31 protein-coding genes, 1 tRNA gene and 1 pseudogene are annotated in these 26,943 nt (G+C 58.4%); 22 read left to right on the top strand and 11 right to left on the bottom strand.

What is annotated here, in order from left to right:
- Positions 1-11: 11 nt before the first annotated feature.
- From QOM08_RS19930 to QOM08_RS19890, 9 genes are all read left to right on the top strand, one after another.
- Entirely contained in the window at positions 12-836 is an 825-nt protein-coding gene (locus QOM08_RS19930) for a substrate-binding periplasmic protein (protein WP_076386580.1), read from the top strand.
- A gap of 9 nt (positions 837-845) precedes the next feature.
- Positions 846-1,205: a DUF4398 domain-containing protein gene (locus QOM08_RS19925; protein WP_047228227.1), complete on the top strand. Its 360-nt coding sequence runs from the start codon at positions 846-848 to the stop codon at positions 1,203-1,205.
- Positions 1,202-2,011: an OmpA family protein gene (locus QOM08_RS19920; protein ID WP_076383844.1), complete on the top strand. Its 810-nt coding sequence runs from the start codon at positions 1,202-1,204 to the stop codon at positions 2,009-2,011. Before QOM08_RS19925 ends, QOM08_RS19920 begins: the two co-directional genes overlap by 4 nt.
- A 201-nt stretch (positions 2,012-2,212) precedes the next feature.
- Entirely contained in the window at positions 2,213-3,652 is a 1,440-nt protein-coding gene (locus tag QOM08_RS19915) for a PLP-dependent aminotransferase family protein (protein ID WP_047228229.1), read from the top strand.
- A gap of 89 nt (positions 3,653-3,741) precedes the next feature.
- Complete coding sequence (locus QOM08_RS19910; protein WP_076383845.1) at positions 3,742-4,218, top strand: translation initiation factor 2; 477 nt, start codon at positions 3,742-3,744, stop codon at positions 4,216-4,218.
- Positions 4,219-4,355: 137 nt separating this feature from the next.
- On the top strand, positions 4,356-4,610 hold the full coding sequence (locus QOM08_RS19905) for a YkgJ family cysteine cluster protein (protein ID WP_107322029.1): 255 nt from the start codon (positions 4,356-4,358) through the stop codon (positions 4,608-4,610).
- Positions 4,611-4,647: 37 nt separating this feature from the next.
- Positions 4,648-5,256 (top strand): START domain-containing protein, encoded by a 609-nt coding sequence (locus tag QOM08_RS19900; protein WP_047228232.1) that lies wholly within the window; start codon positions 4,648-4,650, stop codon positions 5,254-5,256.
- A 138-nt stretch (positions 5,257-5,394) separates the two neighbouring features.
- Entirely contained in the window at positions 5,395-5,631 is a 237-nt protein-coding gene (locus QOM08_RS19895; RefSeq protein WP_047228233.1) for a hypothetical protein, read from the top strand.
- A 201-nt stretch (positions 5,632-5,832) separates the two neighbouring features.
- Positions 5,833-6,174: a ribonuclease E inhibitor RraB gene (locus tag QOM08_RS19890; RefSeq protein WP_047228234.1), complete on the top strand. Its 342-nt coding sequence runs from the start codon at positions 5,833-5,835 to the stop codon at positions 6,172-6,174.
- Between the two features lie 95 nt (positions 6,175-6,269).
- On the opposite strand, the gene QOM08_RS19885 is transcribed toward QOM08_RS19890, so the two are convergent.
- Positions 6,270-7,082, bottom strand: a complete 813-nt coding sequence (locus QOM08_RS19885) for a c-type cytochrome (protein WP_274090955.1) — start codon at positions 7,080-7,082, stop codon at positions 6,270-6,272.
- Between the two features lie 617 nt (positions 7,083-7,699).
- Here QOM08_RS19885 and QOM08_RS19880 point away from each other — a divergent pair.
- The 3 genes from QOM08_RS19880 to QOM08_RS19870 all read left to right on the top strand — a co-directional run bounded on the left by QOM08_RS19880 (position 7,700) and on the right by QOM08_RS19870 (position 11,900).
- Positions 7,700-8,905: an acetyl-CoA C-acetyltransferase gene (locus QOM08_RS19880; RefSeq protein WP_316912039.1), complete on the top strand. Its 1,206-nt coding sequence runs from the start codon at positions 7,700-7,702 to the stop codon at positions 8,903-8,905.
- A gap of 25 nt (positions 8,906-8,930) precedes the next feature.
- The gene (locus tag QOM08_RS19875) at positions 8,931-11,075 is read left to right on the top strand and encodes a 3-hydroxyacyl-CoA dehydrogenase NAD-binding domain-containing protein (protein ID WP_316912038.1); all 2,145 of its coding nucleotides are present in this window, start codon (positions 8,931-8,933) and stop codon (positions 11,073-11,075) included.
- A 90-nt stretch (positions 11,076-11,165) separates the two neighbouring features.
- Positions 11,166-11,900, top strand: coding sequence for an amidotransferase (locus tag QOM08_RS19870; protein ID WP_316912037.1), 735 nt, complete (start codon positions 11,166-11,168; stop codon positions 11,898-11,900).
- A gap of 99 nt (positions 11,901-11,999) precedes the next feature.
- Here QOM08_RS19870 and QOM08_RS19865 read toward each other — a convergent pair whose 3' ends face one another.
- The 3 genes from QOM08_RS19865 to QOM08_RS19855 form a co-directional block, all read right to left on the bottom strand.
- Positions 12,000-12,971 carry a magnesium and cobalt transport protein CorA gene (locus QOM08_RS19865; RefSeq protein WP_047228239.1) on the bottom strand — a complete coding sequence of 324 codons (972 nt, stop codon included), beginning with the start codon at positions 12,969-12,971 and terminating at the stop codon, positions 12,000-12,002.
- Between the two features lie 214 nt (positions 12,972-13,185).
- Positions 13,186-13,908 (bottom strand): lysophospholipid acyltransferase family protein, encoded by a 723-nt coding sequence (locus QOM08_RS19860; RefSeq protein WP_281459956.1) that lies wholly within the window; start codon positions 13,906-13,908, stop codon positions 13,186-13,188.
- Between the two features lie 214 nt (positions 13,909-14,122).
- Positions 14,123-14,812 carry a crotonase/enoyl-CoA hydratase family protein gene (locus QOM08_RS19855; protein ID WP_047228241.1) on the bottom strand — a complete coding sequence of 230 codons (690 nt, stop codon included), beginning with the start codon at positions 14,810-14,812 and terminating at the stop codon, positions 14,123-14,125.
- A 307-nt stretch (positions 14,813-15,119) separates the two neighbouring features.
- Here QOM08_RS19855 and QOM08_RS19850 point away from each other — a divergent pair.
- Positions 15,120-15,209 (top strand) — tRNA-Ser (locus QOM08_RS19850).
- Between the two features lie 269 nt (positions 15,210-15,478).
- Positions 15,479-15,979, top strand: a complete 501-nt coding sequence (locus tag QOM08_RS19845; RefSeq protein ID WP_274090953.1) for a nuclear transport factor 2 family protein — start codon at positions 15,479-15,481, stop codon at positions 15,977-15,979.
- A gap of 77 nt (positions 15,980-16,056) precedes the next feature.
- On the opposite strand, the gene QOM08_RS19840 is transcribed toward QOM08_RS19845, so the two are convergent.
- The 3 genes from QOM08_RS19840 to QOM08_RS19830 all read right to left on the bottom strand — a co-directional run bounded on the left by QOM08_RS19840 (position 16,057) and on the right by QOM08_RS19830 (position 18,235).
- A complete protein-coding gene (locus QOM08_RS19840) occupies positions 16,057-17,124 on the bottom strand; it encodes an alpha/beta hydrolase (protein WP_316912036.1) in 1,068 nt (355 codons plus the stop codon).
- A 179-nt stretch (positions 17,125-17,303) separates the two neighbouring features.
- Positions 17,304-17,780: a GNAT family N-acetyltransferase gene (locus tag QOM08_RS19835; RefSeq protein WP_076383851.1), complete on the bottom strand. Its 477-nt coding sequence runs from the start codon at positions 17,778-17,780 to the stop codon at positions 17,304-17,306.
- A 104-nt stretch (positions 17,781-17,884) separates the two neighbouring features.
- On the bottom strand, positions 17,885-18,235 hold the full coding sequence (locus QOM08_RS19830) for a hypothetical protein (RefSeq protein ID WP_047228245.1): 351 nt from the start codon (positions 18,233-18,235) through the stop codon (positions 17,885-17,887).
- 137 nt (positions 18,236-18,372) lie between these two features.
- On the opposite strand from QOM08_RS19830, the pseudogene QOM08_RS19825 reads away from it, so the two are divergent.
- From QOM08_RS19825 to QOM08_RS19815, 3 genes and pseudogenes are all read left to right on the top strand, one after another.
- Positions 18,373-18,804, top strand: a pseudogene (locus QOM08_RS19825) (GNAT family N-acetyltransferase); the annotation flags it as partial.
- Between the two features lie 48 nt (positions 18,805-18,852).
- Complete coding sequence (locus QOM08_RS19820; protein ID WP_316913241.1) at positions 18,853-19,428, top strand: GNAT family N-acetyltransferase; 576 nt, start codon at positions 18,853-18,855, stop codon at positions 19,426-19,428.
- Between the two features lie 73 nt (positions 19,429-19,501).
- Positions 19,502-19,903: a PaaI family thioesterase gene (locus QOM08_RS19815; protein WP_316912035.1), complete on the top strand. Its 402-nt coding sequence runs from the start codon at positions 19,502-19,504 to the stop codon at positions 19,901-19,903.
- 60 nt (positions 19,904-19,963) lie between these two features.
- On the opposite strand, the gene QOM08_RS19810 is transcribed toward QOM08_RS19815, so the two are convergent.
- The gene (locus QOM08_RS19810; protein WP_316912034.1) at positions 19,964-20,290 is read right to left on the bottom strand and encodes a DUF2834 domain-containing protein; all 327 of its coding nucleotides are present in this window, start codon (positions 20,288-20,290) and stop codon (positions 19,964-19,966) included.
- 118 nt (positions 20,291-20,408) lie between these two features.
- Between QOM08_RS19810 and QOM08_RS19805 the strand changes: the two genes are divergently transcribed.
- The 3 genes from QOM08_RS19805 to dapF are packed head-to-tail and all read left to right on the top strand — an operon-like array spanning position 20,409 to position 22,400.
- The gene (locus QOM08_RS19805; RefSeq protein ID WP_316913240.1) at positions 20,409-21,239 is read left to right on the top strand and encodes a helix-turn-helix domain-containing protein; all 831 of its coding nucleotides are present in this window, start codon (positions 20,409-20,411) and stop codon (positions 21,237-21,239) included.
- Complete coding sequence (locus QOM08_RS19800) at positions 21,223-21,588, top strand: VOC family protein (protein ID WP_316912033.1); 366 nt, start codon at positions 21,223-21,225, stop codon at positions 21,586-21,588. Before QOM08_RS19805 ends, QOM08_RS19800 begins: the two co-directional genes overlap by 17 nt.
- A complete protein-coding gene (dapF, locus tag QOM08_RS19795; RefSeq protein ID WP_316912032.1) occupies positions 21,579-22,400 on the top strand; it encodes a diaminopimelate epimerase in 822 nt (273 codons plus the stop codon). The genes QOM08_RS19800 and dapF overlap by 10 nt, the downstream gene beginning before the upstream one ends.
- Here the strand turns inward: dapF and QOM08_RS19790 are convergent.
- Complete coding sequence (locus QOM08_RS19790; protein ID WP_316912031.1) at positions 22,382-23,119, bottom strand: GntR family transcriptional regulator; 738 nt, start codon at positions 23,117-23,119, stop codon at positions 22,382-22,384. The two genes, dapF and QOM08_RS19790, sit on opposite strands and share 19 nt — an antisense overlap.
- Positions 23,120-23,285: 166 nt before the next feature.
- Here QOM08_RS19790 and QOM08_RS19785 point away from each other — a divergent pair, with 166 nt between their 5' ends.
- Both QOM08_RS19785 and QOM08_RS19780 read left to right on the top strand, forming a co-directional pair.
- Entirely contained in the window at positions 23,286-24,110 is an 825-nt protein-coding gene (locus QOM08_RS19785; protein ID WP_316912030.1) for an amidohydrolase family protein, read from the top strand.
- Positions 24,111-24,144: 34 nt separating this feature from the next.
- A complete protein-coding gene (locus tag QOM08_RS19780) occupies positions 24,145-25,443 on the top strand; it encodes an SLC13 family permease (RefSeq protein ID WP_139049486.1) in 1,299 nt (432 codons plus the stop codon).
- Positions 25,444-25,709: 266 nt separating this feature from the next.
- Here QOM08_RS19780 and QOM08_RS19775 read toward each other — a convergent pair whose 3' ends face one another.
- Together QOM08_RS19775 and glcC are read right to left on the bottom strand one after the other, a co-directional pair.
- A complete protein-coding gene (locus tag QOM08_RS19775; protein ID WP_076383854.1) occupies positions 25,710-25,871 on the bottom strand; it encodes a DUF2986 domain-containing protein in 162 nt (53 codons plus the stop codon).
- 101 nt (positions 25,872-25,972) lie between these two features.
- Positions 25,973-26,746 carry a transcriptional regulator GlcC gene (glcC, locus tag QOM08_RS19770; RefSeq protein WP_047228250.1) on the bottom strand — a complete coding sequence of 258 codons (774 nt, stop codon included), beginning with the start codon at positions 26,744-26,746 and terminating at the stop codon, positions 25,973-25,975.
- Positions 26,747-26,943 lie beyond the last annotated feature (197 nt).

Below are 26,943 nucleotides of genomic sequence, written 5' to 3'. Positions count from 1 at the left end.
AGCATATCGCCATGGATCTTCGCCGTTTGGCTGGCGTGTCGTTGCTGTGGGCGCTGGCCGTCGTGCCAGGTCTGTCTGTCGCCGCCGGCAAGTGTGAACGTCTGATCGCCACCGGTAGCCCGGATGCGCCGCCCTACCTGTGGCAAGACCCCCAGGATCCCAAACACCTGATCGGCGCCAGCGCCGACCTGCTGGCGCAAGTGGCGACGGAGCTGGGGATCAAGATCGAATTGCTCTATGCCGGCAAGCGTGCTCAGGCCCTGGACGAAGTGCGCAGCGGACGCATGGACCTGCTCGTCGACGCCGCGCTGACCATCAGCGAGCTTGAAACCCTGGACTATGTTCATCCGCCCTTGCTGAATAACGATTACCTGGTGTGGACCCGCAAGGATTCGACATTGGTGATCGCTCAGCCCGAGGACCTTCATGGTCATCCCGGGGCATTGTCGCAAAAGGCGCGAATGACCCAGGCATTTGGCGTATTTGCCGAGCAGCAATTGTCCCTGACCCGTACCCCCAACCTGACTGAAGCCTTTCAGAAACTGCTGCTGGGGGAGGTGGAGTATGTCCTGGCAGGGCGTTACTCGGGCCTGGCGATGGCCCAGACATTGGGCATGGCCAATGACCTGCAGGCCGCGCCGCAACCAGTGGATACCCCGGGGCTGTTCCTCGCGGTTTCCCATAACTCCGCCTGCAATGACCCATGGTTGCGCGGACAGCTGGCGCAAAAGATGACAGAATTGGCCGCGTCCGGCCTGACGGAGGCTGTGTTGCAGCGCAATATCGAGCGTTGGAAAACACAGTTGCAGCCACCTGTTGGTGCCCCAAAACAGTAGGGAACATTAGTGACTATTCGACCTCTTTTCGCTGCCCTGGCCGTACTGGCTCTGGCGGGTTGCGCAGCCGATCCGGCGCCGAATGAACAGATTCGCCTGACTGAACAGGCGCTGGAGCAAGCCCGCGCCGTGGGCGCCACATCCGAAGAAGTGCCCGAGTTGAAACTCGCCGAAGAAAAGTTCGCCCGCGCCCAGTCCAACATGGCCGACGAGTCGTTCAAGAAGGCCCGCATGCGCGCTGAGCAAGCCGAACTGGATGCACGCCTGGCCGAAGCGAAGGTGCTGACCCTCAAGGGCGAGGAACACCTGAACGTGCTTAACACCCGCATCGAGCGCTTGCGCAAACAGTTGAGAGATGATGCCCAATGAAGCAGTCCCAAGTATTTGGCGGCCTGATTCTCGCGGGCCTGGCCAGCTTGTACGGTTGCGCGGGTCAGCGCAGCGAAGTGGCGCTGGAAAAGGCAGGTGCCGACTTCCAGAAGGTCAAGGAAGACTCCAACGTATTGCGAGCCGCGCCCAAGGATGTCATCCGCGCCGGTGAATCCCTGGCCCGGGCCGATCGCTTGTCCAGCTACTGGGGCAGCAGCGAAGATGTGCTGCATTACGCCTACCTGAGCCAGCGCTACAGTGAGATTGCCCGTGAGCACAGCAATCAGGTGCTCAATGAGGAGCGGGCGGCGAAGCTCGAGCTGGAGCGCCAGCGCCTGCAATTGGCCCTGCGCGAGTCCAAGTTGCTGAGTGTCCAGCAACAGGGCAAGTGGCTGGAAGAGCAGATCATGGCAATGGCCACCACCCAGACCGATCGCGGCCTGGTGATGACGCTCGGTGACGTGCTGTTCGACACCGGCCAGGCGCAGTTGAAGAACTCGGCAAACCGGGTGGTGCTCAAGATCGTGCAATTCTTGCAGCTCAACCCCAAGCGTGTGGTGCGTATCGAAGGTTACACCGACAGCACCGGCGGCAAGCAGGAAAACCTCAAGCTGTCCCGTAACCGGGCCCAGGCGGTGGCGGACGTGCTGGTGGACCTGGGGATCGACGAAAAGCGCATTCAGGTCGAAGGCTACGGTGATGAGTTCCCGGTCGACGTCAACGCTTCCGAGCGTGGTCGGGCACAGAACCGTCGGGTTGAAATTGTGTTCTCCGACGAGAAAGGCCAGCTCGGCGCCGCCCGCTAAGGGCTGCGTTGCTGGAAAACCCGGCCCCTTCAGAGGCGCCGGGTTTTTTTGGGCCTGCGAATCAGTGATTCATGAGTACAGTTGGGGGCTGTCACTGCCCTCTAGGGTCGGGTAATCTGGCAACTGTCCCAGTACACTTCTAAACTGTTCCGGTACTATCTCTCACAAAAATAAAATGCCCGTGAAATCGAGTGCTGCGTCATGACCAACCTCTTGCTCTATCAACGTATTGCCCAACAACTGGCTGAAGACATCCGGCGCGGTGTGTATCAGCCCGGCGAACGTGTGCCTTCGGTGCGCAAGATGAGCTCGCAGCTCAACGTCAGCCATGCGACGGTGCTGCAGGCCTACGCCAACCTTGAAGATCAGGGGCTGATCCGTGCGCGGCCGCAGTCCGGTTACTACGTGCATCAAACCCCGGCCCTGACGGCGCCGACGCCGGACATCGCGCGGGTCGAGCGTCCGGGGCTGGTCACGCGCAGCAGCATCATCCAGCAAGTGTTGGTTGAGTCGCGCCGCGAAGGGGTATTTCCCCTGGGCGCGGCGGTGCCGAGCGTCGACTACCTGCCTGTACGAGCGCTGCACCAGCAACTGGCCAAGGTCACGCGCTTCCACAGCCCGCGGGCGTTCAGCTACATGTTCAGCCCGGGCTTCGAACCCTTGCGCCGCCAAGTGGCGATTCGCATGCGCGATGCCGGGGTCGTGGTGGATCCCTCCGAGGTGGTGATCACTCACGGTTGCGTGGATGCGCTGCAAATGTCCTTGCGGGTGCTGACCCGGCCAGGAGACCTGATCGCCGCCGAGTCGCCGACCTACTACGGCTTGCTGCAACTGGCGGATCTGCTGGGCCTCAAGGTCATCGAGATCCCCAGCGACCCGGTCACCGGCATGAGCCTGGAAGCCCTGCAACTGGCGGCCAATCAGTGGTCGATCAAGGCGCTGGTGCTGACCACGCGCTTGAGCAATCCCCTCGGTGGGACGATGCCCGAGGAGCGGCAAAAGCAACTGTTGCGCCTGGCCTCGGATTTCGACATCCAGATCGTTGAAGACGATATTTATGGCGAGTTGATGTTCGAGCAGGGACGCACCAAGGCGCTCAAGGCCTATGACCGGTTGGACCGAGTCATTTACTGTTCGAGTTTTTCCAAGACGTTGTCACCGGGCGTGCGCATTGGTTGGATGATTGCCGGCAAATTCCAGCAGGAAATCCAACGGCTCCAGACCTTCAGCACGCATTCGGCATGCAGCGTCACGCAGATGGGCATCGCGGCGTACCTGGAAAATGGCGGCTATGATCGGCACTTGCGTTATATCCGCCAGGAGTACCGCAAAAACCTCAGTGCCTTTCAGTTGGCAGTGCAGCAATACTTTCCCGAAGGTACGCAAATGAGCCGGCCTAATGGAGGCTTCATTCTGTGGGTCAGTCTGCCGGGGCGGGTCAACACTCAGGAGTTGCATGTACGGGCGTTGCAGCAAGGTATCAGCATTGCACCAGGGCTGATTTTCAGTAACACCGAACAGTTCAACCATTGCATCCGCCTCAATTGCGGCACGCCTTGGAACCGCGAGGCTGAACGGGCCTTGATGACGCTAGGCCTGCTGGCCACCCAACTGTGCCAGGAGACCGCCAGCGGTTTTTGATAGAAACTGGCGGCTCCTGCCTGATGTGCTTGTCAGCGGCTGAGTAACAGGCGAGCATGGGGATCTCTGCCGTAAGTGCCGTAGTGTCTATGAAAGCCATTGCTCCTGCCGCCTGGGTTTTGATCGGCCTGTTGACTGCCTTCCATTCGGAAGGTGTCGTGGCTGCGTCGGCGCAGGAGAAACCGGCCGCCAGTGCCACTAAAAGCGCCTCGAAGAAAAAACCGGCAGTTGTTAAAAAAGCGCCGGCTAAAAAAGCTGCGGTAGCGAAGAAAAAACGGGCCCCTGTCGCCTCCAAGAGTCAATCTGCCCGCGAGGTCGCCAAAACCCGGTTACCGCCGGCCAAGCTGGATTTGAGCCTGCCTCAAGACATGGTCGAGGATCTGCAGCCTCCGGGTGCGGTGCCGTTACCCAAGCATGAGCCTTTGCTGCCCTCCATGTTTGGGGAAAAGCCGGGCCCGTTCCAACTCAATGGCCGTTTGTTGAGCAATGAAATGCAGCTGCCGTTGCGCAATCAAGAGCGCAATGAAGTCGAAGGCGCGGCGCTGGATTTCGAATTCAAGCAGTAATCCTTCCTCTCGTCGCTGACTGTAGGGTCATCCTGGCGTACAAGAAAAAACACACGGACGGTAATTTAAAACGAGTGTTTTAGCCGTTACTCTGTGTTCTGTTACCAATCATTACTTGTCGTGAGGATGTTGTCGTCATGAAATGCCGCGAAGGCTGTGGCGCCTGCTGCATCGCCCCTTCCATCAGTTCGCCGATTCCTGGCATGCCCCACGGCAAGCCGGCGGGCGAACGTTGCGTGCAGCTGTCAGTCGATAACCTGTGCCAGATCTTCGGCCAGCCGGAGCGACCGAGGGTGTGCTCGGCGTTCGAGGCCGACATCGAGGTCTGCGGCAACAGCTCTGAAGACGCCATCCGGCTGATCGGTTGGTGGGAGCAAATCACGGCAGCGTAATGGGCCAGTTCGGAACTTCGATAACAAGGAAAAAACTATGGGTTCGCTGCATCGTATGGCTGTGTTGTGTGGTTTGACCGTGCTGCTGGCAACGGCTACCGCCCAGGCAGAAGACTGGAAAGTCGCCAAGGAAGAGGACGGCATCAAGGTTTCCCTCAGTGAAGTGGCCGGTTCCAAGTACAAGGCCTACCAAGGCGTGACCGTCATGAAAACCACCATGGCCAAGCTGCAAGCGCTTCAGGAAGACGTTTCGGCTGCCTGTGCCTGGATTCACGAATGCAAGAGCCAGGAGCTGCTCAAGCATGAAGGGGACCAGAGCTGGACCTACACCCAGTTCAACACGCCCTGGCCGGTTACCCCGCGGGACTCGGTGTTGCAAGTGACCACCGTCAAAGGTGCCGATGGCAGCCTGACCCGCAACCTCAAGGGCGTGCCAACCTACCGGCCTGAAAAAAAGGGTTTTGTGCGGGTCACTCAAGTTGAAGGCTTCTGGAAATTCACGCCCAAGGACGCCGGTCAGGTCGAAGTAATCTATCAGGTCCACACCGAACCAGGTGGCGATGTTCCTTCCTGGCTGGCCAACAAGTTCGTGGTGGATGCGCCGTTCAATACGTTGAAAGCCTTGAAAGCACGTGCCGAGAAATAATCGCCGACGCTGCATGAAAAACCGCCCGTGAGGCGGTTTTTTTTATGGCAGCCGTCCAACGACTGAGCGGAACGATTGTTCAGCCCTGAATGTCGAGATAGAGGTAAGCCAGGCCCTGAATTGATCGAGGAGACACCGATGCAAAAGTGGGAAATCACTTTCGTTGATGATCACGGCGAAGCCATCGCCGAGCGGTTCGACTATGAACAGGAGCCCACGATGGAGCAGGCTGCGCAGTTGATTCGCCAAAAGCTGCTCCCCGTACCCGCCAAGCTTGATCTCAATGACCTGGAGGGCCGCACGGCAGACCCTACGGTCAAGAATCTCAAATCCCAGCACAGTATCGAAATCATCAGCATTACACCGATTTCATGAAGTCACTGCCTGGCCCCGCTTGGCAGTGACCACTACTTGCAGCTACTCTGCAATTGAGATCAGCGAAAGGATCGCTTAGGTCCGGTCTTGTCAGCTACATGCTTGTGTCCCGACGGTAATTTGATGCCGTATCGCTGCAACCCAAGGGTTGCCCGCACGGGAAGACGGAAAGTCTATCCATCGGTTTGAGGAGGACGTTTCATGAGCACAGCCTATCAAGAAGACATCAGCACCAGTGTGCTTCGCCGCATGAAAGAAGGCGGTTTCGATTTCTCACAATTCCATCCCATCGAGTTCTACGCCATTTTCCCGGATGAGGAGCGGGCGCGCAGGGCGGCAGGTCAATTTCGGGGTGAGTCATTGAATGCACAGATCAGCGCACGGGATGACGGCGCCTGGTCATTGGAGTTGAGCCGGGTGATGTACGCCACCTACGATGACATTGGAGACTTCGAACAAAACTTCGAGGCGGTGGTGGAGCCTTTGGGTGGCATCATCGAGGGGTGGGGCGTCAAACAGGAAATACGGCGCCTGCACGCCTGACCGTTCATTCACGCAACCCGAGCAACGGCTGACCCATGTGTCGGCCGTTTTCATAGGTGTGCTCCCACCGGGTCACCTCAGGCACAAAACCGACTTCATGGGGCCAACGGCTGTTTACGCCCCGCCATGTGCTTGAGATACCCCACCAGCAGATCCAGCTCCGCATCCGGCAGCACCGTGGCCGAGAACGCCGGCATCTTCCCTTGGGGCCAGCGACGCAGGCTTTGTGGGTCGCGGATATAGCGCTTGAGGAAATCCCCGGAAAAGTACTCGGTAGGATTGAAGGGGATGTTCAGGTCCGGGCCAAACTGCGCGTCGCCTGCGCCGTTGAGCCGATGGCAAGCCAGGCAGTTTTTCTGGAACAGTTCAAAGCCCTTATAGACCGGGTCAGCCTGAGTCACCGTGGGCGCCGGCAGCAGGGCAGGGAAGCGCTCGGCTACCGCTGACAGGCGCTTGATGGTCGCCACCGCGTACGGCCATTGTTCGGGGCTGATGTGACCTGCCTGGGGGTTGGTCCAGACCAGATAGAAGGGCCCGGCGCTGCCCTTGCCTTCACCCATTGGGGGCCAGGGGTGGGCCGGGTCTTCGATCGCCAGCCAGGCTCGCGCGCCGTTTGTGTTGAGTAACGGTGCTGCGGGCAATTCGGCGGCAAATCCGTCCAGCGCCACGGCCTGGAGATGGTCGTCGGGCTCGACGCCAGTCAACAGCGCTGTCAGCGGCACGGCGCGATAATTCATCGGCTTTTTGTAGGAAACGTCTTCAGCGATCTGGATCGTTCGGGCTTCAGGATGCTGGAGCAGTTCTTCGGTCTGCCAGGTGCGGGCAGTCGTGCCCAGCTCCAGCACCAGCTGCGCGGCAAACAAGGGCGTGCTGAGCAGCAGCGCGCCGAACACAATGAGAACTTTCACGAGGGTCGTTTTCCATGTCGAGGGAGTGCCGCAAAGGTTGGCACAGCCACCGCGACTCGAACAACGAACTCGTCACATTTTTTGATGATACAAGCGCTACCGCTTGCCGATGGTACAGGCACCCGCGCGCCGGATTCAGCCGATCACCTTGGTGATATTCGGCACAATCAACAGCAGCGTCGTGGCGAAGAGAATGAGTCCGGCTTGGCGAACTTTCGAATGTTTGAACATGGCTGACCCGCCTTTTTTGTTATTTCCTGAGGCCAGCCTGCATATCTCCTGACGGCTGGCGTTGCACTTCCTGTCTGACAAGCGCCTCGGCAAAACCCGACGACTATCTTGTACAAGGATTACATTAGGGGCCGCAGCCGCCTTGGCTTAGATCCAATTCGTATTAGTTTGCTGCCGTCCGCTCTTAAAGTGGTATGAGGCCTAGTGCCACCTTCGTGAAGGCCCTTTTGCTAGACACTTTGCTCACCTGAATCGGTTAACCCGATAGCATGCTACCGTTCGTCTGAGCGTGGCCGTCAACGTGGTTGAGCACTGCGGTCATTGAATCTCGGGCCGCTGGGCTTATGGTTGGAGCCATTGCATTGTCCCAGTGGTTTGAGGATGTCATGACCGAAGCTTTGATTTTTGACGCATTACGCACCCCCCGTGGCAAGGGCAAGGCCGATGGCGCTTTGCACAGCGTCAAGCCGGTGAACCTGGTGGGCGGCCTGCTCGCCGCCCTGCAGCAGCGCATGGGCCTGGACACCAGTCAGGTTGACGATATCGTGCTCGGTTGCGTGACGCCGATAGGTGATCAGGGCGCCGACATCGCCAAGACCGCCGCGCTGATCGCCGATTGGGATGTCAGCGTGGCAGGCGTGCAGCTCAACCGGTTCTGCGCCTCGGGCCTGGAAGCGGTAAACCTGGCGGCGATGAAAGTGCGCTCCGGGTTCGAGGATCTGGTGGTGGCCGGAGGTGTCGAATCCATGTCTCGCGTGCCCATGGGCAGCGACGGCGGCGCTTGGGCGCTGGATCCTCAATCCAATCTGCAGGGCCACTTCACACCTCAGGGCATCGGTGCTGACCTGATCGCAACCCTGGAGGGCTTCAGCCGCGAGGACGTCGATGCTTTCGCGCTGCACTCCCAGCAAAAGGCGGCCCGGGCCCGGGCCGACGGTTCGTTCAACAAATCCCTGGTGGCGGTGCGGGACCAGAATGGCATCGTGCTGCTGGATCACGACGAATTCATCCGTGCGGACTCGACTCTGGAGGGCCTGGGCAAGCTCAAGCCGAGTTTCGCAGCCATGGGCCAGATGGGCTTCGACGCTACGGCGCTGCGGGTCTACAGCCATGTGGAACGGATCAATCATGTCCACACGCCGGGCAACAGTTCCGGCATCGTCGATGGGGCGGCGCTGATGCTGATCGGTTCCGAAGCCAAGGGGCAGGCGCTGGGGCTGCAACCGCGGGCGCGGATCGTCGCCACGGCTGTCACCAGCACCGATCCGACCATCATGCTCACCGGCCCGGCGCCGGCTACCCGCAAGGCTCTGGTCAAGGCTGGGCTGCGGGTGGAGGACATCGACCTGTTCGAAGTCAACGAAGCGTTCGCCTCAGTGGTGCTCAAGTTCATCAAGGACATGGCCATCGACCCCGCCAAGGTCAACGTCAACGGCGGCTCCATCGCCATGGGGCATCCCTTGGGGGCTACAGGCTGCGCAATTCTCGGCACCTTGCTCGATGAGTTAGAGGCGCGTCACCTGCGCTATGGCCTGGCGACGCTGTGTGTCGGCGGCGGCATGGGCATTGCCACCGTTATCGAACGTCTCTGAGCCCCGACTTCAAGGAATACTTTTCATGAGCGATGCCATCCGTTACGAAACCGGCCAGGACCGGATCGTCGTCCTGACCCTGGACATGCCAGGCCAGAGCGCCAACACCATAAATGCGACGTACCGCGAGGCCATGGCTGCCTGCGTCGCTCGGTTGACCGCCGAAAAAGACTCGATTGCCGGGGTGATCATTACCTCGGCCAAGAAGACCTTCTTCGCTGGCGGTGACCTCAACGAGCTGGTCAAGGTCGGTAAACCCCAAGCCAAGGCATTCTATGAAATGGTGCTCGGGCTCAAGGCGCAACTGCGTGCCCTGGAAACCCTGGGAAAACCGGTGGTGGCGGCCATCAATGGCGCGGCCCTGGGCGGCGGCTGGGAAATCTGCCTGGCTTGCCATCATCGTGTGGCGCTGGATCACCCGTCGGTGCAGATTGGCTTGCCGGAAGTCACCCTGGGCCTGTTGCCAGGTGGCGGCGGGGTGGTGCGGATGGTGCGGTTGCTTGGCTTGGAGAAAGCCTTGCCGTATTTGCTCGAGGGCAAGAAGGTGCGCCCGCAACAGGCACTGCAGGCCGGTCTGATCGATGAGCTGGCGGTGGATCGCGAGGACCTGCTGAGCAAGTCCAGGGCCTGGATTCTCGCCAACCCCAGCGTGGTCCAACCTTGGGATGCGAAAGGCTATCAGATCCCGGGTGGCACGCCGTCTCACCCGAAAGTCGCGCAAATGCTGGCGATAGCACCTTCCATCCTGCGCAACAAAACCCAGGGTTGCCTGCCCGCGCCGGAGAAAATTCTCTGCGCGGCAGTGGAAGGTGCCCAGGTGGATTTCGACACCGCCCACGTGATCGAAACCCGCTACTTCACTGAGCTGACCACTGGCCAGGTGGCCAAGAACCTGATCGGCACTTTCTGGTTCCAGCTCAACGAAATCAAGGCCGGCGGTTCGCGCCCGCAGGGCTTTGCACCTTATCTGACTCAAAAAGTCGGGGTGCTCGGCGCTGGCATGATGGGGGCTGGTATCGCCTACGTCAGCGCCATGGCCGGGATTGCGGTGGTGCTCAAGGACGTCAGCCTTGCCGCCGCCGAGAAAGGCAAGGCCCGTACGGCGGCGCTGCTGGATAAGAAGGTCGCCCGCGGGCAGCTCACCGTCGAGCAGTGCGAAGCCACGCTGGCGCGGATTCAAACCACTGACAGCGACGCGGACCTGGCCGGTTGCGATCTGGTCATTGAGGCGGTGTTTGAGGATCGCGCCCTGAAAGCCAGCGTCACAGCCGCTGCCCAAGCGGTTGTTGGGGCGGACGCGGTGCTCGCCTCCAACACCTCGACCCTGCCCATCACCGGCCTGGCGACGGCTGTACCGGATCAGACGAAGTTCATCGGTCTGCATTTCTTCAGCCCGGTGGAGAAAATGCCTCTGGTGGAAATCATCAAGGGCGCCCGTACCAGCGGCGAGACCCTGGCACGAGCTTTCGATTTCGTTCTGCAAATCAACAAGACGCCGATCGTGGTCAACGACAGTCGTGGTTTCTTCACCTCTCGGGTATTCGGCACCTTTACCAACGAAGGCATCGCCATGCTGGGTGAGGGCGTGAGTGCGCCGATGATCGAGACCGAGGCGCGCAAGGCCGGGATGCCGGTAGGGCCTCTGGCGATCTCTGACGAAGTTTCCCTCAGCCTGATGAGCCATATCCGCGCGCAAACCGCCAAAGACCTGCAAGCGGAAGGGCAAACGCCGATCGAGCACCCGGCGTTCGCCGTGATTGACCTGCTGCTCAACGAATACAAGCGGCCAGGCAAAGCCGCCGGGGCCGGTTTCTACGAGTATCCGGCCGACGGGCAGAAACACCTGTGGCCGGAGCTCAAGCATCGTTTCGAGAAAGCCGACGGGCAGATCTCGCCACAGGACATCCGCGATCGCCTGCTGTTCATCCAGGCCCTGGAAACCGTGCGCTGCGTAGAGGAGGGCGTGCTCACCTCCACGGCGGACGCCAACGTCGGCTCGATTTTCGGTATCGGTTTCGCCGCCTGGACCGGCGGTGCGTTGCAGTTCATCAACCAGTACGGCCTGCGGGATTTTGTCGCCCGCGCTCAATATCTGGCCGAGCAGTATGGCGAGCGATTTTCACCACCGGCCTTGTTGCTGGAGAAAGCCGCCAGGCAAGAACTGTTCTGACTGACAGGGGAAGGGGCTTGCCTTGGGACGGTATTTCAAGGCACGCTCAGGGGGTGTGCAATATTCCCATCATCGTGTCAGGTATTTTTTATGTCGCTGCGCATCTGCATTTTGGAAACCGATACCCTGCGTCCGGAACTGATCGACCAATATCAGGGTTACGGGCAGATGTTCCAGCGCCTGTTTTCACAACAGCCCGTCGCGGCTGAGTTCATTGTGTACAACGTGATGCAGGGGCAATACCCCAACGGTGATGAGTCGTTCGACGCTTACCTGGTAACCGGCAGCAAAGCCGACTCCTTCGGCACCGACCCCTGGATTCAAACCCTCAAGACCTTCTTGCTGGATCGCTACCAGCGAGGCGACAAGTTGCTGGGCGTGTGCTTCGGTCATCAACTGCTGGCGCTGTTGCTGGGCGGCAAGGCCGAGCGCGCCACTCAAGGCTGGGGCGTGGGCACCCACCGCTACAAGCTCGCGGCCAAGGCGCCATGGATGAGCCCGGTGATGGAAGAGCTGACCCTGCTGATCAGTCACCAGGACCAGGTCACCGAGCTGCCGGAAAACGCCACGGTGATCGCGTCCAGCGATTTTTGCCCGTTCGCCGCCTACCACATCAACGATCAGGTGCTGTGCTTCCAGGGCCACCCGGAATTCATCCACGATTACTCCCGGGCGCTGCTGGAGATCCGCCAGCAACACCTTGGCGAGCAGATCTACCGCCAAGGCATGGCCAGTCTTGAACAGGCGCATCACGGCACCACGGTGGCTGAATGGATGATGCGTTTCGTCGCGCACAAGCCTGAAACCGCAGCGGCCCAAGACTAAAACACCATCGCCCCCACACTTGATAGACAGGTAATCAAGTGTGGGAGCGAGCCTGCTCGCGATGAATGTCACGCCAGCCTCAACCGCCTACAAGCTTGCTTACAACCACCCCGAGCGCTTGAAGCTCCCCCACAACGCGGTACAGCCCACCGCGATAAACCCCAGCACCAGAAAGTACCCGTAGTGCCAGGTCAACTCCGGCATGTTCTCGAAGTTCATCCCATAGATTCCGGCTACCGCCGTGGGGAACGCCAGGATCGCCGCCCACGCCGCGAACTTGCGCTGCACCACGCTCTGGCGCGACGCTTCGAGCAGCACGCCGACTTCAATGGTCTGGCTGGCGATGTCCGCCAAAGTCGCCAGGTCTTCCATCTGCCGCGTGACATGAATCTGCACATCGCGGAAGTACGGGCTCATGTTTTTGTCGATGAAGGGAAAGTCCAGTCTTTGCAGTTCTTCGCTGATTTCCACCATCGGTGCTGCATAACGGCGCAGGCGTAATACGTCACGGCGCAAGCTGTGCAAGTTCTGAATATCCCGCTCGTTCAGGGAGCTGCACAGTACGTTGCGCTCCAGTTCATCGATCTCGGCGTGAATGGCTTCACCCACCGGCTGGTAATTTTCAATGACGAAATCCAGGATGGCATAGAGAACGAAATCTTCCCCGTGCTCCAGCAGAATAGGCCGCGCCTCACAGCGTTGTCGCACGTGGGCGTAGGACGCCGAGTGGCCATTGCGGGCGGTGATGATGTAGCCGTTGCCGGCGAAGATATGAGTCTCGATGAACTGTAGCTTGCCGTCCTTGCGCACCGGCGAATACGTGACGATAAACAGTGCATCGCCAAAGGTCTCCAACTTGGGGCGACTGTGCTTCTCCATCGCGTCTTCAATCGCCAATTCATGCAGGTTGAATTGACGTTGCAGGTTGGTCAGTTCCTGGGCACTGGGCTCTTCCAGGCCGATCCATACAAAGTGGCCCGGTTTGGCTGCCCAGGCGCTGCCTTCGTCGAGGGTGATGTTGGTGACTTTCTTACCGGCGCTGTAAACCGCAGCAGCAACGACTCTACCCATGATGGTGGTTCACTTCTTCTTGGAAAATGGCAGTGGCAGGCAATCTGTAGCTTAGTGTGCCCTGCTGCTTGAGAGTCAGCAAAATCCACCGAGTTCGCCGGTAGAGTCAAATGCCCTACAGGTGGAATCAGAATCGTGCGGGTTTTTGTGGTGAGGGGATAAACCCCCTCGCCACAGGGTTATGTGCCCGGCTGGCTATTGTTTAACAGGCTCGTTAAACAGCCTGCACCTGCCGGTCCATCACCGCGATGCACTCGCGCATTTGCTCACGGCACTGGGCGATGAGCTGGGGCATGTCATCCAGGCTCAACCCCGCCGTGGGAATGGCCGGTAGCGAGCGTATGAGGATGTCGCCGCCTCGCCAGCGATTGAGGCGCATGTGCTTGATGTAGCTGCTGACGCACACCGGAACAATCGGTACCCCGGCGGCGATCGCCATCTGGAACGCGCCTTTCTTGAAGGGCAGCAGATCCTCGCCAAGATTGCGCGTGCCTTCCGGGAATACCCAGATCGATGTGTCCTCATGCTGCAACGTGTGAGTGGTGGTCAACATCGACTGGCGCGCCTTGATCGCGTTACCCCGGTCAATCAGCACATTGCCCGCCAGCCAGAACAATTGCCCGAACAACGGCACCCACTTCAGGCTCTTCTTACCGATGCACACGGTGCGGTAGGGCACCACGTTACCGAACATGAACAGGTCATAGTTGGACTGGTGGTTGGCAATGATCACGCAGCTCTGGGACTTGTTTACCAGGGTGTCGACCTCGGCCTTCACCCGCAGACGCAAAATGCACATGGCGGGCCACGCATACAATCTGGCGCATAAACGGCTGTTGTCTGGATTGAACGGCCGACACAACCCCAGGATCACCCCGAGCACACCCGCCAGCACAAAATGCACACCCATCAACAACATACGCAATAAAAACAGCATCTACAGGCCCCGTCGGGACAAAAGGTGGCGCAGTGTACGGATGTGCACTGTTTTCGGCAATTGCCGCTATAGAGGTAGGAGATGGGCGATGTTTGAGAGCATGTTTCCGATTAACGTGTCAGAAGCAGGCTAGAGCGGTTGTCGGTTTTTAAACGGAGCATGTAAGAAAAAGCCCGACACAGCGGTCGGGCTTTTCGTTTTGCGCTGAGGCAAGTTAACCCATGTGCTCCTGATCCAGCAGAATTGCACTGTCCAGCGTCTCCAGCAGGGCCTTGCGCACTTTCAGCTTGGTGTTCTTGTGGGCGGTCATGTTGATTTTCTTCAACTGACGCGCGGCCTCCAGCGCCGCACCCTGCAGCTCATCGGTCGACACCACCTTGTCGAGGAAGCCGGCGTCCACCGCGCTCTGCGGGTTGAACATCTCGCCATTGATCACCGAGCGATGAAACGCGGATTTGCGCAGGCGATCGCGGGCCAGCTCGATACCGGCGTGGTGCATGGTCATGCCGATCTGCACTTCGTTCAGGCCAATGCTGAACGGTCCATCGACACCGATGCGATAATCCGCCGACAGCAGCAGGAACGCTCCCTTGGCCACCGCATGCCCTGGGCACGCGACAACGACGGGGAAGGGGTGCGACAACAGGCGACGGGCCAGGGTCGAGCCGGCCGTGACCAGACTCACCGCTTCCTTGGGACCGGCGGTCATCACCTTCAAATCATAACCACCGGACAGAATCCCCGGTTGCCCGGTAATGATCACCACCGCCCGATCCGTCACAGCCTGATCCAGCGCAGTGTTGAACGCGGCAATCACATCCGGCGAGATGGCATTGACCTTGCCGTTGTTCAAGGTCAGGGTCGCGATACCGTCTTCGAGATGGTAGGCAATCAGGTCGCTCATGGCGCTATTCCTTGTAAGAGAAGTGACGCAGACGTTACCCACCGCCGCAGGCCAGGTAAAGCGCTGTGACTGACTCACCGGTCAGCCCCCAGCCCCGACAAACCGCCTGACCGCCCCATCGCCCGCGCCTTGCTCCATGGAACACTGCACACACAAACCCGAAGATTGGCCGGTTTGCCATGCTCGGACGCGTTTGAAATGTCCGATCACCTTAACCGCATGAAAATTCTGAAAAAAACCTTTGCCATCGGAAAAGCTTTCGACTACATTAGCGCGCCTCGACAGACTGAACAGTTTGCCGAGACACGGTGAAGTGTCCGAGTGGCTTAAGGAGCACGCCTGGAAAGTGTGTATACAGGAAACTGTATCGAGAGTTCGAATCTCTCCTTCACCGCCACATTCTGCAAACACAAACCCCTGATTTTCCTAGAGAAAGTCGGGGGTTTGTGGTTTTTGGCGTCTGGAAAAAGGCGATATGGGGCCGGCGGGCGACTTCCCGCGTGCTGGCGGCAACCACGCATAGGAGCCAGGCTCAGGTGCCCACGCCGTTCCACCAAACAGCATCGGGCAACCTCACAGCAGTATCGAGCAAAAGCTTCCGAGCCCATGCCGTTAAGGTTCCTCTTGAAGAGGTTCCTATCAACGTATTGTTGTGAGAGAAAGATCATGACCCCATGGATGAGTTTGGCTGTGCGCCTTCAGGCTGTCGCGCTGTGTTTGGTGCTTTCAACGAACACGGTTTCAGCGTCGCAAGCCGCTGACCAAAACATCAATACCGACCTGGTGCGCCAAGCATTTACCCACTGGCAACAAGGCCAAGGCACGGTTTTCGATCTGCTGGCGCCCGACGCAACGTGGACCGTATCTGGATCAAGCCCGGTTTCTGGTGTGTATAACAGCAAGACGGATTTAATCGAACGAGCCGTACGACCGATCACCGCTCGGCTGGCAACGCCCATTTCCCCTACCGTGCAAAGCATTGTGGCTGAGGGCGATGTCGTAGTGGTTCTCTGGAAGGGAGAGGCCATGGCCCTTGACCGCAAGCCCTACAACAACACTTACCTGTGGCACATGACACTCAAGGATGGCCAGATCACAGAGGTAACAGCCTTTCTGGACACCTACGTGTTGAATGACCTTATGCGTCGGGTTGATCCTGTTCGGTAATAGACCGCAAAAAGACGGCTCGTTGAATAAACGAGCCGTTTTTTTATGCCGGTGTTATCAAGGCAAGGGGCTGGCTATCAAAGATGATCCGCATCAATCACAGCCTTGGCAAACGCTTGCGGATCTTCCTGCGGCAAGTTGTGGCCGATGCCGCCGCTGATCAACCGGAACTCGTACTTGCCGGTGAAGCGCTTGGCGTAATCCTCGGGAGCTGGGTGCGGCGCGCCGTTGGCATCGCCTTCAAGGGTGATGGTCGGCACGCTGATGGAGGGCGCCGTCGCCAGTTTCTGTTCCAGCGCGTCGTATCGGGTCTCGCCCTGGACCAAACCGAGACGCCAACGGTAGTTGAATACGGTGATCTCGACGTGGTCGGGGTTTTCCAGCGCCTTGGCGCTGCGGTCGAAGGTGGCGTCATCGAATGCCCATTTGGGCGACGCCAGTTGCCAGATCAACTTGGCGAAGTCGTGGGTATTTTTCTCGTACCCGGCGCGGCCACGGTCGGTGGCGAAATAAAACTGATACCACCACTGCAACTCGGCCTTGGGTGGCAGCGGGTTCTGGCCGGCGGCCTGGTTGCCGATCAGATAGCCGCTGACCGCGACCAGCGCCTTGACCCGCTCCGGCCACAGGGCCGCGACGATGTCCGCCGAACGTGCGCCCCAATCGTAGCCACCGAGCACAGCTTGCTTGATTTTCAGTGCATCCATGAAGTCGATCACGTCACTGGCCAACGCGGCTGGTTGACCGTTGCGAAGCGTTTTTTCGGACAGGAAATGCGTATCGCCGTAGCCCCGGGCATAGGGCATCAGCACGCGGTATCCCTTTGCTGCGAGCAAGGGCGCGACTTCGTCATAGCTATGAATGTCGTACGGCCAGCCGTGCAGCAGAATCACCACCGGCCCATCGGCGGGGCCGGTTTCGGCGTACGCCACGTTCAGCAGACCGGCCTTGATATGCTTCAGCGCACCGAACGGGGAGGGCGTTGTATGCGTGATGCCGGACTTGTTCGCGGTTGGCTGCGCGGCGCTGGTGGATTTCCCGTGGGCTACCCCGAGCGCGCCGAACAGACTGAGAGCGAGGATGGATGAGCCGAGCAGGCGGCGATGGGTTTTACCGGTTTTGCTGTGCTGCAGTGCCGTTTTCATGGTGATGCCTCCATTGCGAGCCATGGGTCAGGGGCTCTGGTTGATGCCCTTGAAACCTTGGGTGCATTTGAACGGGGCAACGTATCCGGGCTGTGTCGAATGGGAGGTAAAAGTGCAAGGTTATGTAGCGATGTATCCTCGGGATACACGAGGATACATCGCAGCAAGATTGCCGGCGGCTAACGATTTTGGCCGGCTGCAGGATCGTTCTGTCGCAGATAATAATTGTCGAACTCACCGCTTTCGATGAGTTGGAAACCGTGACGAATGTAGAAGCGATTCGACGCGCTTTCTTTGAGAGCGCCCACTCGTAATGGCAGCGCAGCGGCATCCGCCTCTTTGAATATTTGGCTGAGAACAGCAGAGCCTATTCCTGATCCCTGCGCGTCAGGGTGCACGTACAAGTGGTCAAGCAAGAGTTCATTGTCGTGACGTTTGATGACTACGAACCCCACCCTCTGTCCTGTTACCACGATGTGGCGTGTGCAGTCTGGTTTAAAACCGCCTAGAAATCGCTCGCGTGCGCGCACGGGATCAAATCGCCCGACACGCTCAAGACTTTCGCGCATGGCTTCGATTCTGACGGCTACCAGATCGTCCAGGTCGCTGTTTTGAGCGGGGACCAAGGTGACAAGCGAATGGGGTGTGAGGGGCATTATTTCGTGCTCTATCATTTTGCCGAAAGACGTTGATCAGTGTGAGATTGTTGCCTGCCGAGTGCGGCATCCTGGGCGCGCGAGGGGCCGGATAAAAACCGGGATCAGGCATATCCCGGTGGAAGCCGGGTCGCCACATGGTTCCAGCATCTGGCGATCTCCACGGCAATACTGCCGCTGGGTTTTCGGACCTCGAGTTGATCATTTATCGTGAGCTGCTCCAGCAGCCACTCATCCGTCCATCCCGCCCATTCGCCTGCGACGGACCTGAGGTTGGCTTCCAGGACCGGGAACACTTCATTCCATAGGATGCTGTGGATTACCTTAGGTGAATAGCCGGTTTCAAGGATCACGCGAGCGATGTAGTCGTAGGTTAATTCGTCGATCTCGGTGTCGAGAAACAGTGATGAAAGGGCTTGCCAGATTTTCAGGCGATTGGGGTCAGCGGTTTTCATGCTTTGACTCTTTTTGTTGATGGCAAGGCTGGGCGTGTTCGTTTGAGTAATCGGCAATAGCATCCGTGGTTCAGCCTTCGGCCTGGACGTCTTGAAACTATCTTTCTGTCGTGGTTTCTGTCCATTGTCATGCGTCTATGATCACTGATCACCCGGAGCGAGAACTTGAAATGGATGCCTACATTCGCCTCGCAACAGTCGAGGACGCGCAAGCAATAAGCAACGTTGTGATCAGCGCTCTGCGTCAGTCCAATACGAAAGATTATCCGGCCGATGTAATCGTCCGGGTAGAGCAGAACTTTTCTCCACTGGCGATTGAGCGATTGATGGTGCGGCGTCGGATGTATGTGGCATCTGTCGATCAGCGTGTCGTCGCGACTGCCAGCCTCGATGGAGATGTGATCAGAAGTGTTTTTGTAGCGCCGCGGTATCAAAGAGCAGGCCTTGGCAGACGGCTAATGTCGGTCATTTGTTCAGCCGCTCTCGACATGGGTCTGGTCACTTTGCATGTGCCATCCTCCATCACGGCAGAGAGCTTTTACACAGAGCTGGGATTTCAGAAGGTACGTGACGAATTTGACGGTGCTGAACGCACGATCATCATGCGTAAATCCATGATGGAAACCACCCCCACGATTCAGACCCGCCGTCTTATCCTCACGCCTTTACAACTGGCCGATGCACCAGCTATCCAACAGCTGTTTCCTCATTGGGAAGTGGTGCGTTATCTCGACAGTCGCGTGCCATGGCCCTATCCGGAAGACGGCGCGCTGACGTACGTTCGCGACCATGCGCTTCCCGCCATTGCGGCCGGGCGCGAGTGGCATTGGATGATCCGTACTTGCGAAGATCCGGCACATTGCATCGGTAGCATCAGCCTGTACGATCAACCGGGCAACAACCGAGGTTTTTGGCTGGCGCCTCAATGGCAGGGCAAAGGCTACATGCGCGAAGCCTGTGAAGTTATCAACGCCTATTGGTTTGAAAACCTGGGGCGTCCCGTCATGCAAGTCCCCAAGGCGGTGGGCAATCATGCTTCGCGTAAAGTTTCGGAACACGAAGGCATGCGCATGATTGCAACGCGGCAGGGCAATTTTGTCTGTGGGCCGTTGCTACAGGAAGTTTGGGAAATGACGCGGGAGGCATGGCTTGAGAAAAAAGCGGCTTTGGGGCCTTTGAGCAGGGTGCAATGAGCTTGGTCGCCTTTGACGACCATTAATTACAGTCGCCAGACCTGAATATGCCTACAGGGTAAAGGAGTGTGAAATGGATATTCCACAGGGCTTCAAACCGTTATTTCGGAGCAGTCCTTTTCTTGATCTACTGGGCCCTTTCCACTATCGGGAAAACGCCGAAGGATTCACCGTTGGGATTCGGATCGAGGAGAAACACACTAATGCGCGTGGACTCGCTCACGGAGGGTTGTTCATGGCGCTGGCTGACATTGCTTTGGGCTACAGCGCTGCCTTCTCGAAAGATCCGCCCCTCAAGCTCGTGACGACCACAATGACCACTGATTTCGCCGGCTCCGCTAAGGTCGGTGATTGGTTGGAGGCGGCTGTCGATATTCAAAAATCCGGTAGCCGACTGGTTTTCGCCAATACCTATATAAGCGCTGGAGAGGAGCGCGTGGTGCGAGCCAGTGCGTCTTTTCTTGTGGTTGGTTGAAGCGTCAGCACATTTTTGGACGTAGTAACGGGGTCATTTCAGAAGGCAATCAGCGAAGTATCACAGAGTGTCTGTCGCCAGCGGTTTTCGGGTAAATCCGTTAACGACGATGTACAGCAATGGACCGATCGATACGAAGAACGCTGTGATCAACAAGTATGGCAGCAAGGACAGGAGCGATCTGCCTTTGGAGCGCGAGTCTCTGTACATCCAGAGGCATGCCATAAACCCGAGGAGATAGAGGTCGATGACCACCTGCGCAGTATCTGGGCTAGACATGAGTTCGACTCCGAACGCCAGGAGCGATTGCTCAGCGAGGAATAAAGTACTCGCCGTATAAAGGAAAAAAAGCAGCAGCGTGACAAGTGCTATGTAGGGTTTTTTCACTTTGCCCTCCTTGGACAAGATCATCGGTCAGTTGAGTCAGGCTAGTGATATGACCGCCCTGGCTGCAATGACCTCTGAGGTCATGGACGCCGCCCACCCGAAATGCCAGAGTCAGCGCATGAGCAGCCAACCTTTTCCTCGAACAACGCCCCCCGTCGCAGCGGGTGTGCAACTGCGTCAGTTGCGCCAACAAGCCGGGTTAAGTCAGCTGGACCTCGCATTGATTAGCGGAGTTTCTCAGCGCCATCTCAGTTGTATCGAAACGGGCCGTGCCAAACCGAGTCCTAGCACCCTACATAACTTATTGACGACATTGGACGCTCCTTTGGAGCGGTGTAACGAGATCTTTCTCGCCTGCGGCTATGCCCCGCGTTACGAAGCGACGCCGCTTACCTCACCGTCAATGGAAGTGGTGCGTGATGCCATCAATCATGTGCTTCACGCCAACAACCCTGCCCCGGCGATCGTCCTGGGTAGCCACTGGGAAGTTCTTGCAGCTAACGCCAGTACCGGTGTGTTGTTTGATCTAGTGGGCCTTGCCAAAGACGCAACGCAAGGGCTGAACCTGTTAGTGACGCTCCTGCAACCAGGCGGTTTGGGCGATCATTTGAACAATGCCGAGGAAATAAAATGGGTGGCCTGGCAACGGGCAACTCGAGAGGCCCTGAACAATCCCGGACTGGCCGATATTCTGCAAAGCCTACCAGTGCCGGACAGCCTTTCAACGCTGTCTGACGAACTTCCACCCCTGTTGCTGACGCGAGTCAACTCGTTGCATGGGGAACTGAAATTCATGTCGACCTTCACCACCTTCGGCATGCCGCTGGACATCACGATGAGTTCATTGCGTATTGAGCACTTGATTCCTGCCGATGCGAAAACCTGGGAAGTTATGACCGATGCTTACGAAAGATCGCTGCAAGGAAGCACACATGGAACCGACATTTAATCGAATCATGCTGTACGTACGGAACGTCCCGGCAACCTGCGCTTTCTATGAGCAACATTTCGGCTTTGTCAGTGAAAAGCATGCCGATGATCGCGTCACGGAATTGAGGTCTGTAAACGGAGGCGCGATTCTGATGGTTCATTCGGCAGGGAAGGGCGTTAAAACGGGGCAGGTCACAGTCAAGCTTGTTTTTGATACCCGGGATGTTGAGGGCTTCAAGGAGAAGTGCCTGGCCCAAGGCTTGAAGTTTGGCGCCACCCACAAGGCCGACGGCTATTCATTCGCCAATGCCAAAGACCCTGATGGCAACACCATCTCTATTTCCAGTAGAGCGTTTGCATGCCGCTGAGCTTTCATAAAATGCACGCCAATGGCGATGATTTTATTGTCGTGGACGCGCGAAACTCAGCCAACCCCATAACCAGTGCCCTGGCCCGGCGGATGGGTGATCGCAACCGAGGCATCGGTTTCAATCAACTCGCGGTGATGCTCGATTGTGAGGATGCAGACGCACGCCTGATGTTCTGGAATGCAGATGGCTCCACGCTGGACGTTTGCGGCAGCGCGACGCGGGGCGCTGCGGATCGGCTGATGCGCGAATCGAATTTGACTTCGATAACGCTGCGCACCCATCGCGGTCTGCTCACGTGCGAACGAATTTCAACCGGCGCAATTTCCGTCAACATGGGGCAGCCGCTTTTCGGCTGGTCGGACATTCCCCTGGCTGGGGACCTGGACAGCGCTGTTCTGCCACTGGCGGGTAGCCCGATAGCGTGCAGCATGGGCAACCCACACTGCACTTACTTTGTGGATGATCTGGCCGACGTTGATATCGCGACAGTCGGACCGGCAATTGAAAGCAGTGCGCTGTTCCCGCTCAAGACCAACGTGCATTTCGTTCAGGTCATCAATCGAAAGCACATTCGTTTGCGCATATGGGAACGGGGCGGTGGCATCGCACTGGGCTCAGGTTCCTGCTCTTGCGGCGCCGCTGTGAACGGGATTCGTCGTGGCTTGCTGGATCACTGTGTTGAGGTTGAATGTGATGGTGGAAGCGTGACGGTTCAATGGGATGGCCGGGGACCGGTGTTTCTCATCGGGCCGGTAGAGGCAACGTTTTCCGGAGTTATTCCCGATAGTTTTCAGCAAATCTCCACCTGATAGCGAAAAGTGTCAGCTGCGCCGCGCGACAGTCGGTATTCCAGCGGTTGACGGTCGTAGCCCAGGGCCACCCGTTCAACTACCACCACTGGGCTGCCGGCGGTGACTCCCAGCGTGGCGGCCAGTGGCTCATCGGCCGAGGTGACGGTGAGGGTTTCCCGGGCTGATGCGACGCGCATGCCGCAGCGTTCTTCGTAGAAGGGGTAGAGCAGGGTGCCGAAGTCGTTCAGGTCGGTGTCGAGCAGGGCGCCAAATTGAGCGGCCGGTAGCCAGATCTGCTCGTGGAACAGCGGCCGGCCGTTGATGAGGCGCAGACGCTCCAGGCGGATGGTGGCGTCGTGCTCGGTCAGATTCAGCGCCTGGCGCACGTGGGCGTCCGGGGGTTCCTGGGTGCGACTCAGGATGCGGCTTTGCGGCACTTGGGATTGACCGCTGGCATCGACCTGTCGAAAGAAACGAAACAGTGAACCGTCGAAGTTGGGCCGGCGCACGAACGTGCCACGGCCCTGGACGCGCAGCAGCAACCCTTCCCCGACCAGCGTTTCCACCGCTTTGCGTACCGTGCCTACCGCAACGCCATAGTGGCGGGTCAGTTCTGCCTCGGTAGGAATGGCTTCACCGGGCAGCCATTCGCCTGCGGCGATTTTCGCCAGCATCTCTTCGCGCAATCGTTGATAGAGCGGCAGTCGCTCGTCATGTCCAAGGTGTGTAAGGGCCATACCGTCAATCCGAATCCAAGCAATGCGCCACTTTACCTCACTCGTCGCGTTGACAGGGCTGGTTGTTTATAGATATGGTCATCCAGTCATCTATATGAATTTCAGGTCTGTAATCACCTTACATACCTGGCGGGCTCCCACAAAAAATCAACAAAGGCAGCTTCTGATGTCCCTGTCGTTCGAAGGCATAGATACTCACGCCCACATATTCCGGCATGACTTGCCCATGGCGAGTGATCGTCGCTACAGCCCTGATTACGACGCCTTGGCCGAGCACTATCTGGGGCACCTGGATCGCTGCAGACTTGCCCAGGGTGTGCTCATCCAGCCGAGCTTTTTGGGAACCGACAACCGTTTCATGGTCGAGGCCCTGCAACGTTACCCGCAGCGTTTGCGAGGCATCGCGGTGGTCGAACCGGACATCGAGGATGCACAGCTCCAAGCTTTGGCCAAGGCTGGCGTGGTAGGGGTTCGCTTGAATCTGATCGGCAAGGCGCCGCAGGACTACACCGATGCCCGCTGGCAGACGTTTTACCAGCGACTGGCGCGGCTTGGCTGGCAGGTTGAGATCCAGTGCGGATTCGACGCTTTGGTCCTCGTTGTGCCGTTCGTTCTGGCGAGCGGCGTCACGGTAGTCGTGGACCACTTTGGTCTTCCCTCCAATGGTATCGACCCGAGTAACCCTGCCCATCAGGGCTTCCTGGCCTTGCTCGGCGAGGACCGGCTGTGGGTCAAGTTGTCTGCCGCCTATCGCAGCCAGTCAGACCTGCCCCGCGCGGCTTGCATGTTGGCGCAATTGCGCCAGGCGTGTGGCGGTATGGATCGTTTTGTCTGGGGCAGCGATTGGCCCCATACCCAGTTCGAGACGCGCACCGGCTACGACGCGCAATTGGCCTTTCTGCACGCCTTGCTTCCCGACCCGCTCGAGCGCCGGCAGGTGTTGGTAGATAACCCCACGATCCTGTTCGGCTTTGCTGCGTCGACGCGTTGAACTCCCCATAACAAAATAATACGGAACACACATCATGATGAGCCTGTACGTCGTCGCCGCGATCGTTCTTGCTGTCGCGCTGGGATACACCACCAAAATCAACATCGGCCTGTTCGCCATTGCCTTTGCCTATCTACTGGGCTGTTTCGGCATGGGCTTGAGTCCTTCCGAAATCATCGCCATGTGGCCGCTGAAGATTTTCTTCATCATCTTCTCGGTCTGCCTGTTCTACAGCTTCGCCATCGTCAACGGCACGCTGGAGAAACTGGCCGAACACTTGCTCTATCTCTGTCGTAACGTGCCGCACCTGTTGCCTTATGCGGTGTTCCTGACCGCTTGCCTGATTGCCGGGCTCGGCGCGGGTTACTACACGGTGCTGGCTTTCATGGCCCCGCTGACACTGCTGCTGTGCCAGCGCACGGGCATGAGCCTGATACTCGGTGGCATGGCGGTGAACTACGGGGCCCTGGGCGGTGCCAATTTCGTGTCCAGCCAGAGCGGCATCATTTTCCGAGGCCTGATGACCGGCCTGGGTGTTCCCGAAAGTGAAGCCTTCATCAATGGCCTGGCCATCTTTGCCAGCACCATGGTTATTCCGCTGGTGGTCATCACCGCGTTCGTGTTCTTCGCTGGCCACGGCCGTGCGCTGAAGAATGCGGCGGTCGCGATCGAGACGCCGAGCCCGCTCAACCGTGAGCAGAAAATTACCTTGTGGCTGACCTTGTTGATGATGCTGATCGTGTTGGCCGGCCCCATCGCGCATATCCTGTTCCCGGACAATGCGACGGTGACGTTCGTTAACTCGAAGGTGGACATTGGCCTGATCGCCAGCGTGTTCTCGGTGATCGCGTTGATGCTCAAGCTGGGCGACGAGCGCAAAGCCATCGCCTCGCTGCCGTGGGGCACACTGATCATGATTTGTGGTGTGGGCATGCTGATTTCGGTAGCGATCAAGGCCGGTGCCATCGACGCTTTGGCATCGTGGATTGGCGGCAATATCCCACCGGTGCTGGTAGCCTTGGTGTTCGGTGTCGTCGCCGCGTTGATGTCGATTTTCGCCAGCACTTTGGGGGTGGTCACACCTGCGTTGTTCCCCATGGTGCCGCCGCTGGCCGCCGCCATGTCGATCGACCCCATGGTGCTGTTCATCAGCATCGTGGTTGGCGCCCAAGCCACCTCTATCTCGCCGTTCTCCTCCGGCGGCAGCCTGATCCTGAGCTCCTGCGCCGATGAGCAGAGCCGAACCCGGCTGTTTCCCCAATTGCTGCTGCGTGCCGCGCCCATCGGCTTCGTCGCGGCCATGCTGTTTAACCTTGCGCTGACTTTTATCTGAAGAGTTCGTTTTGGCAGGTCTGGGAAGTTGATCGTTCCCACGCTCTGCGTGGGAATGCATCCCGTGACGCTCTGCGTCATCTTCCAGAAGCGGAACGCGGAGCGTCCCTGGCGACATTCCCACGCAGGAGCGTGGGAACGATCGAGGTGCGATTCACTCAAGACCTGCCTGAACCACTGTGGCGAGGGAGCTTGCTCCCGCTGGGCTGCGCAGCAGCCCCACTTTCACCGCCATTGCTGATGCGACTGGCGCTTAAGATCGAAGACTCAGCTCTCAGGGGTTATGACTGACTCTGGAGCGGGTTCAGCAGCCAGTTTTAACCGGTCAGCCTTACTGATGTATTTGGATTTCTTCGGCGGGGCCAGTTTGGCACTCGCCTTTTTTGCGTGAGCTTTCAGTAACTGATTTATTTTTTTACGACGATTCATACTTTTCTACTCGGTTTGCAAAGTCTTGGATGATGGTGACAGTTTGGTGTGAAGCCTGGCAGTGATTTTGCGCTTCCCAGCCGGCCTTACTGCCCAGAAACCTACCCCCAACCCTCAAGCCGCATGGTCGCACGTACCAGGCGTTGCTCTTCCTGTTCGATCTCCTTGAGGTTGTCGCGGATGCTGTGGATGTGTTCGCGCGCAGCGCGCTGAGCTTGTTCTGGCAGGCGCTCGATGACGGCGTGATAGAGCCGGGTGTGCTGGCGGTCGATCTGGCGTTTTTGCATCGGGCGATGGTAGAGGTTGTTGACCGAGGCGAACACAGTACTGAGCATCAAATCGGTCAACGACTGCAGGGTGTGCAGCAACACCGGGTTGTGCGAGGCCTCGCAGATCGCCAGGTGGAAGGCGTGGTCGAGGCGGGCATGTTCGCGCGGCTCGGCAGGTACGGGTTGGCTGTGGGCGGCGAGCATTTCTTCGTAGCGCCGGGTGAGCAGGACAAAGTCTGCATCGGTGCCGCGCAAGGCGGCCAGGCGTGCTGATTCGGCTTCCAGCAGTGCGCGCACTTCCAGAAGATCAAACAGGGTGCGCGGCTGCGAATTGAACAGGTGCATCAGTGGGCTGGCATCGCGGTTCCCATTCAGCGTGGCCACCCGTGAGTCACGGCCTTGGGCGGTCTCGATAATGCCGCGCCCGCGTAGCACTTTCAGCCCTTCACGCAGGGCCGAGCGGGATATTCCCAGTTTTTCGCACAGGCGGCGCTCCGAGGGCAGCGCCTGGCCCACCTTGAGCACGCCATCGACGATCAATCGTTCGATCCGCTCGGCGACCACATCACTGACCTGGCGGCGAACGGCGGATGTTTCTTCGAGCATGTCAGGGGCCTCGGCTAACTGGTAGTACCAGTTTTATATGGTCATTTACGCTGCGCCCAATATAGCCACTAACCCCTTTATAAGTAAGGCCCTTGGCAAATACGGGTTAGAGGCGGGCTTGAATAAACTGGTCATACCAGTTCATCCGGTGATAGACGACCACCCTGCAAGGCTCTACATATAGCGCATAACAAGCA

The sequence above is a fragment of the Pseudomonas sp. P105 genome (genome assembly GCF_032614175.1).
In the GTDB taxonomy this organism is placed as follows: Bacteria; Pseudomonadota; Gammaproteobacteria; order Pseudomonadales; family Pseudomonadaceae; genus Aquipseudomonas; species Aquipseudomonas rhizophila.
Note: the sequence above shows the minus strand (reverse complement) of the source record. Positions and strands in the feature narration are given on the sequence as shown.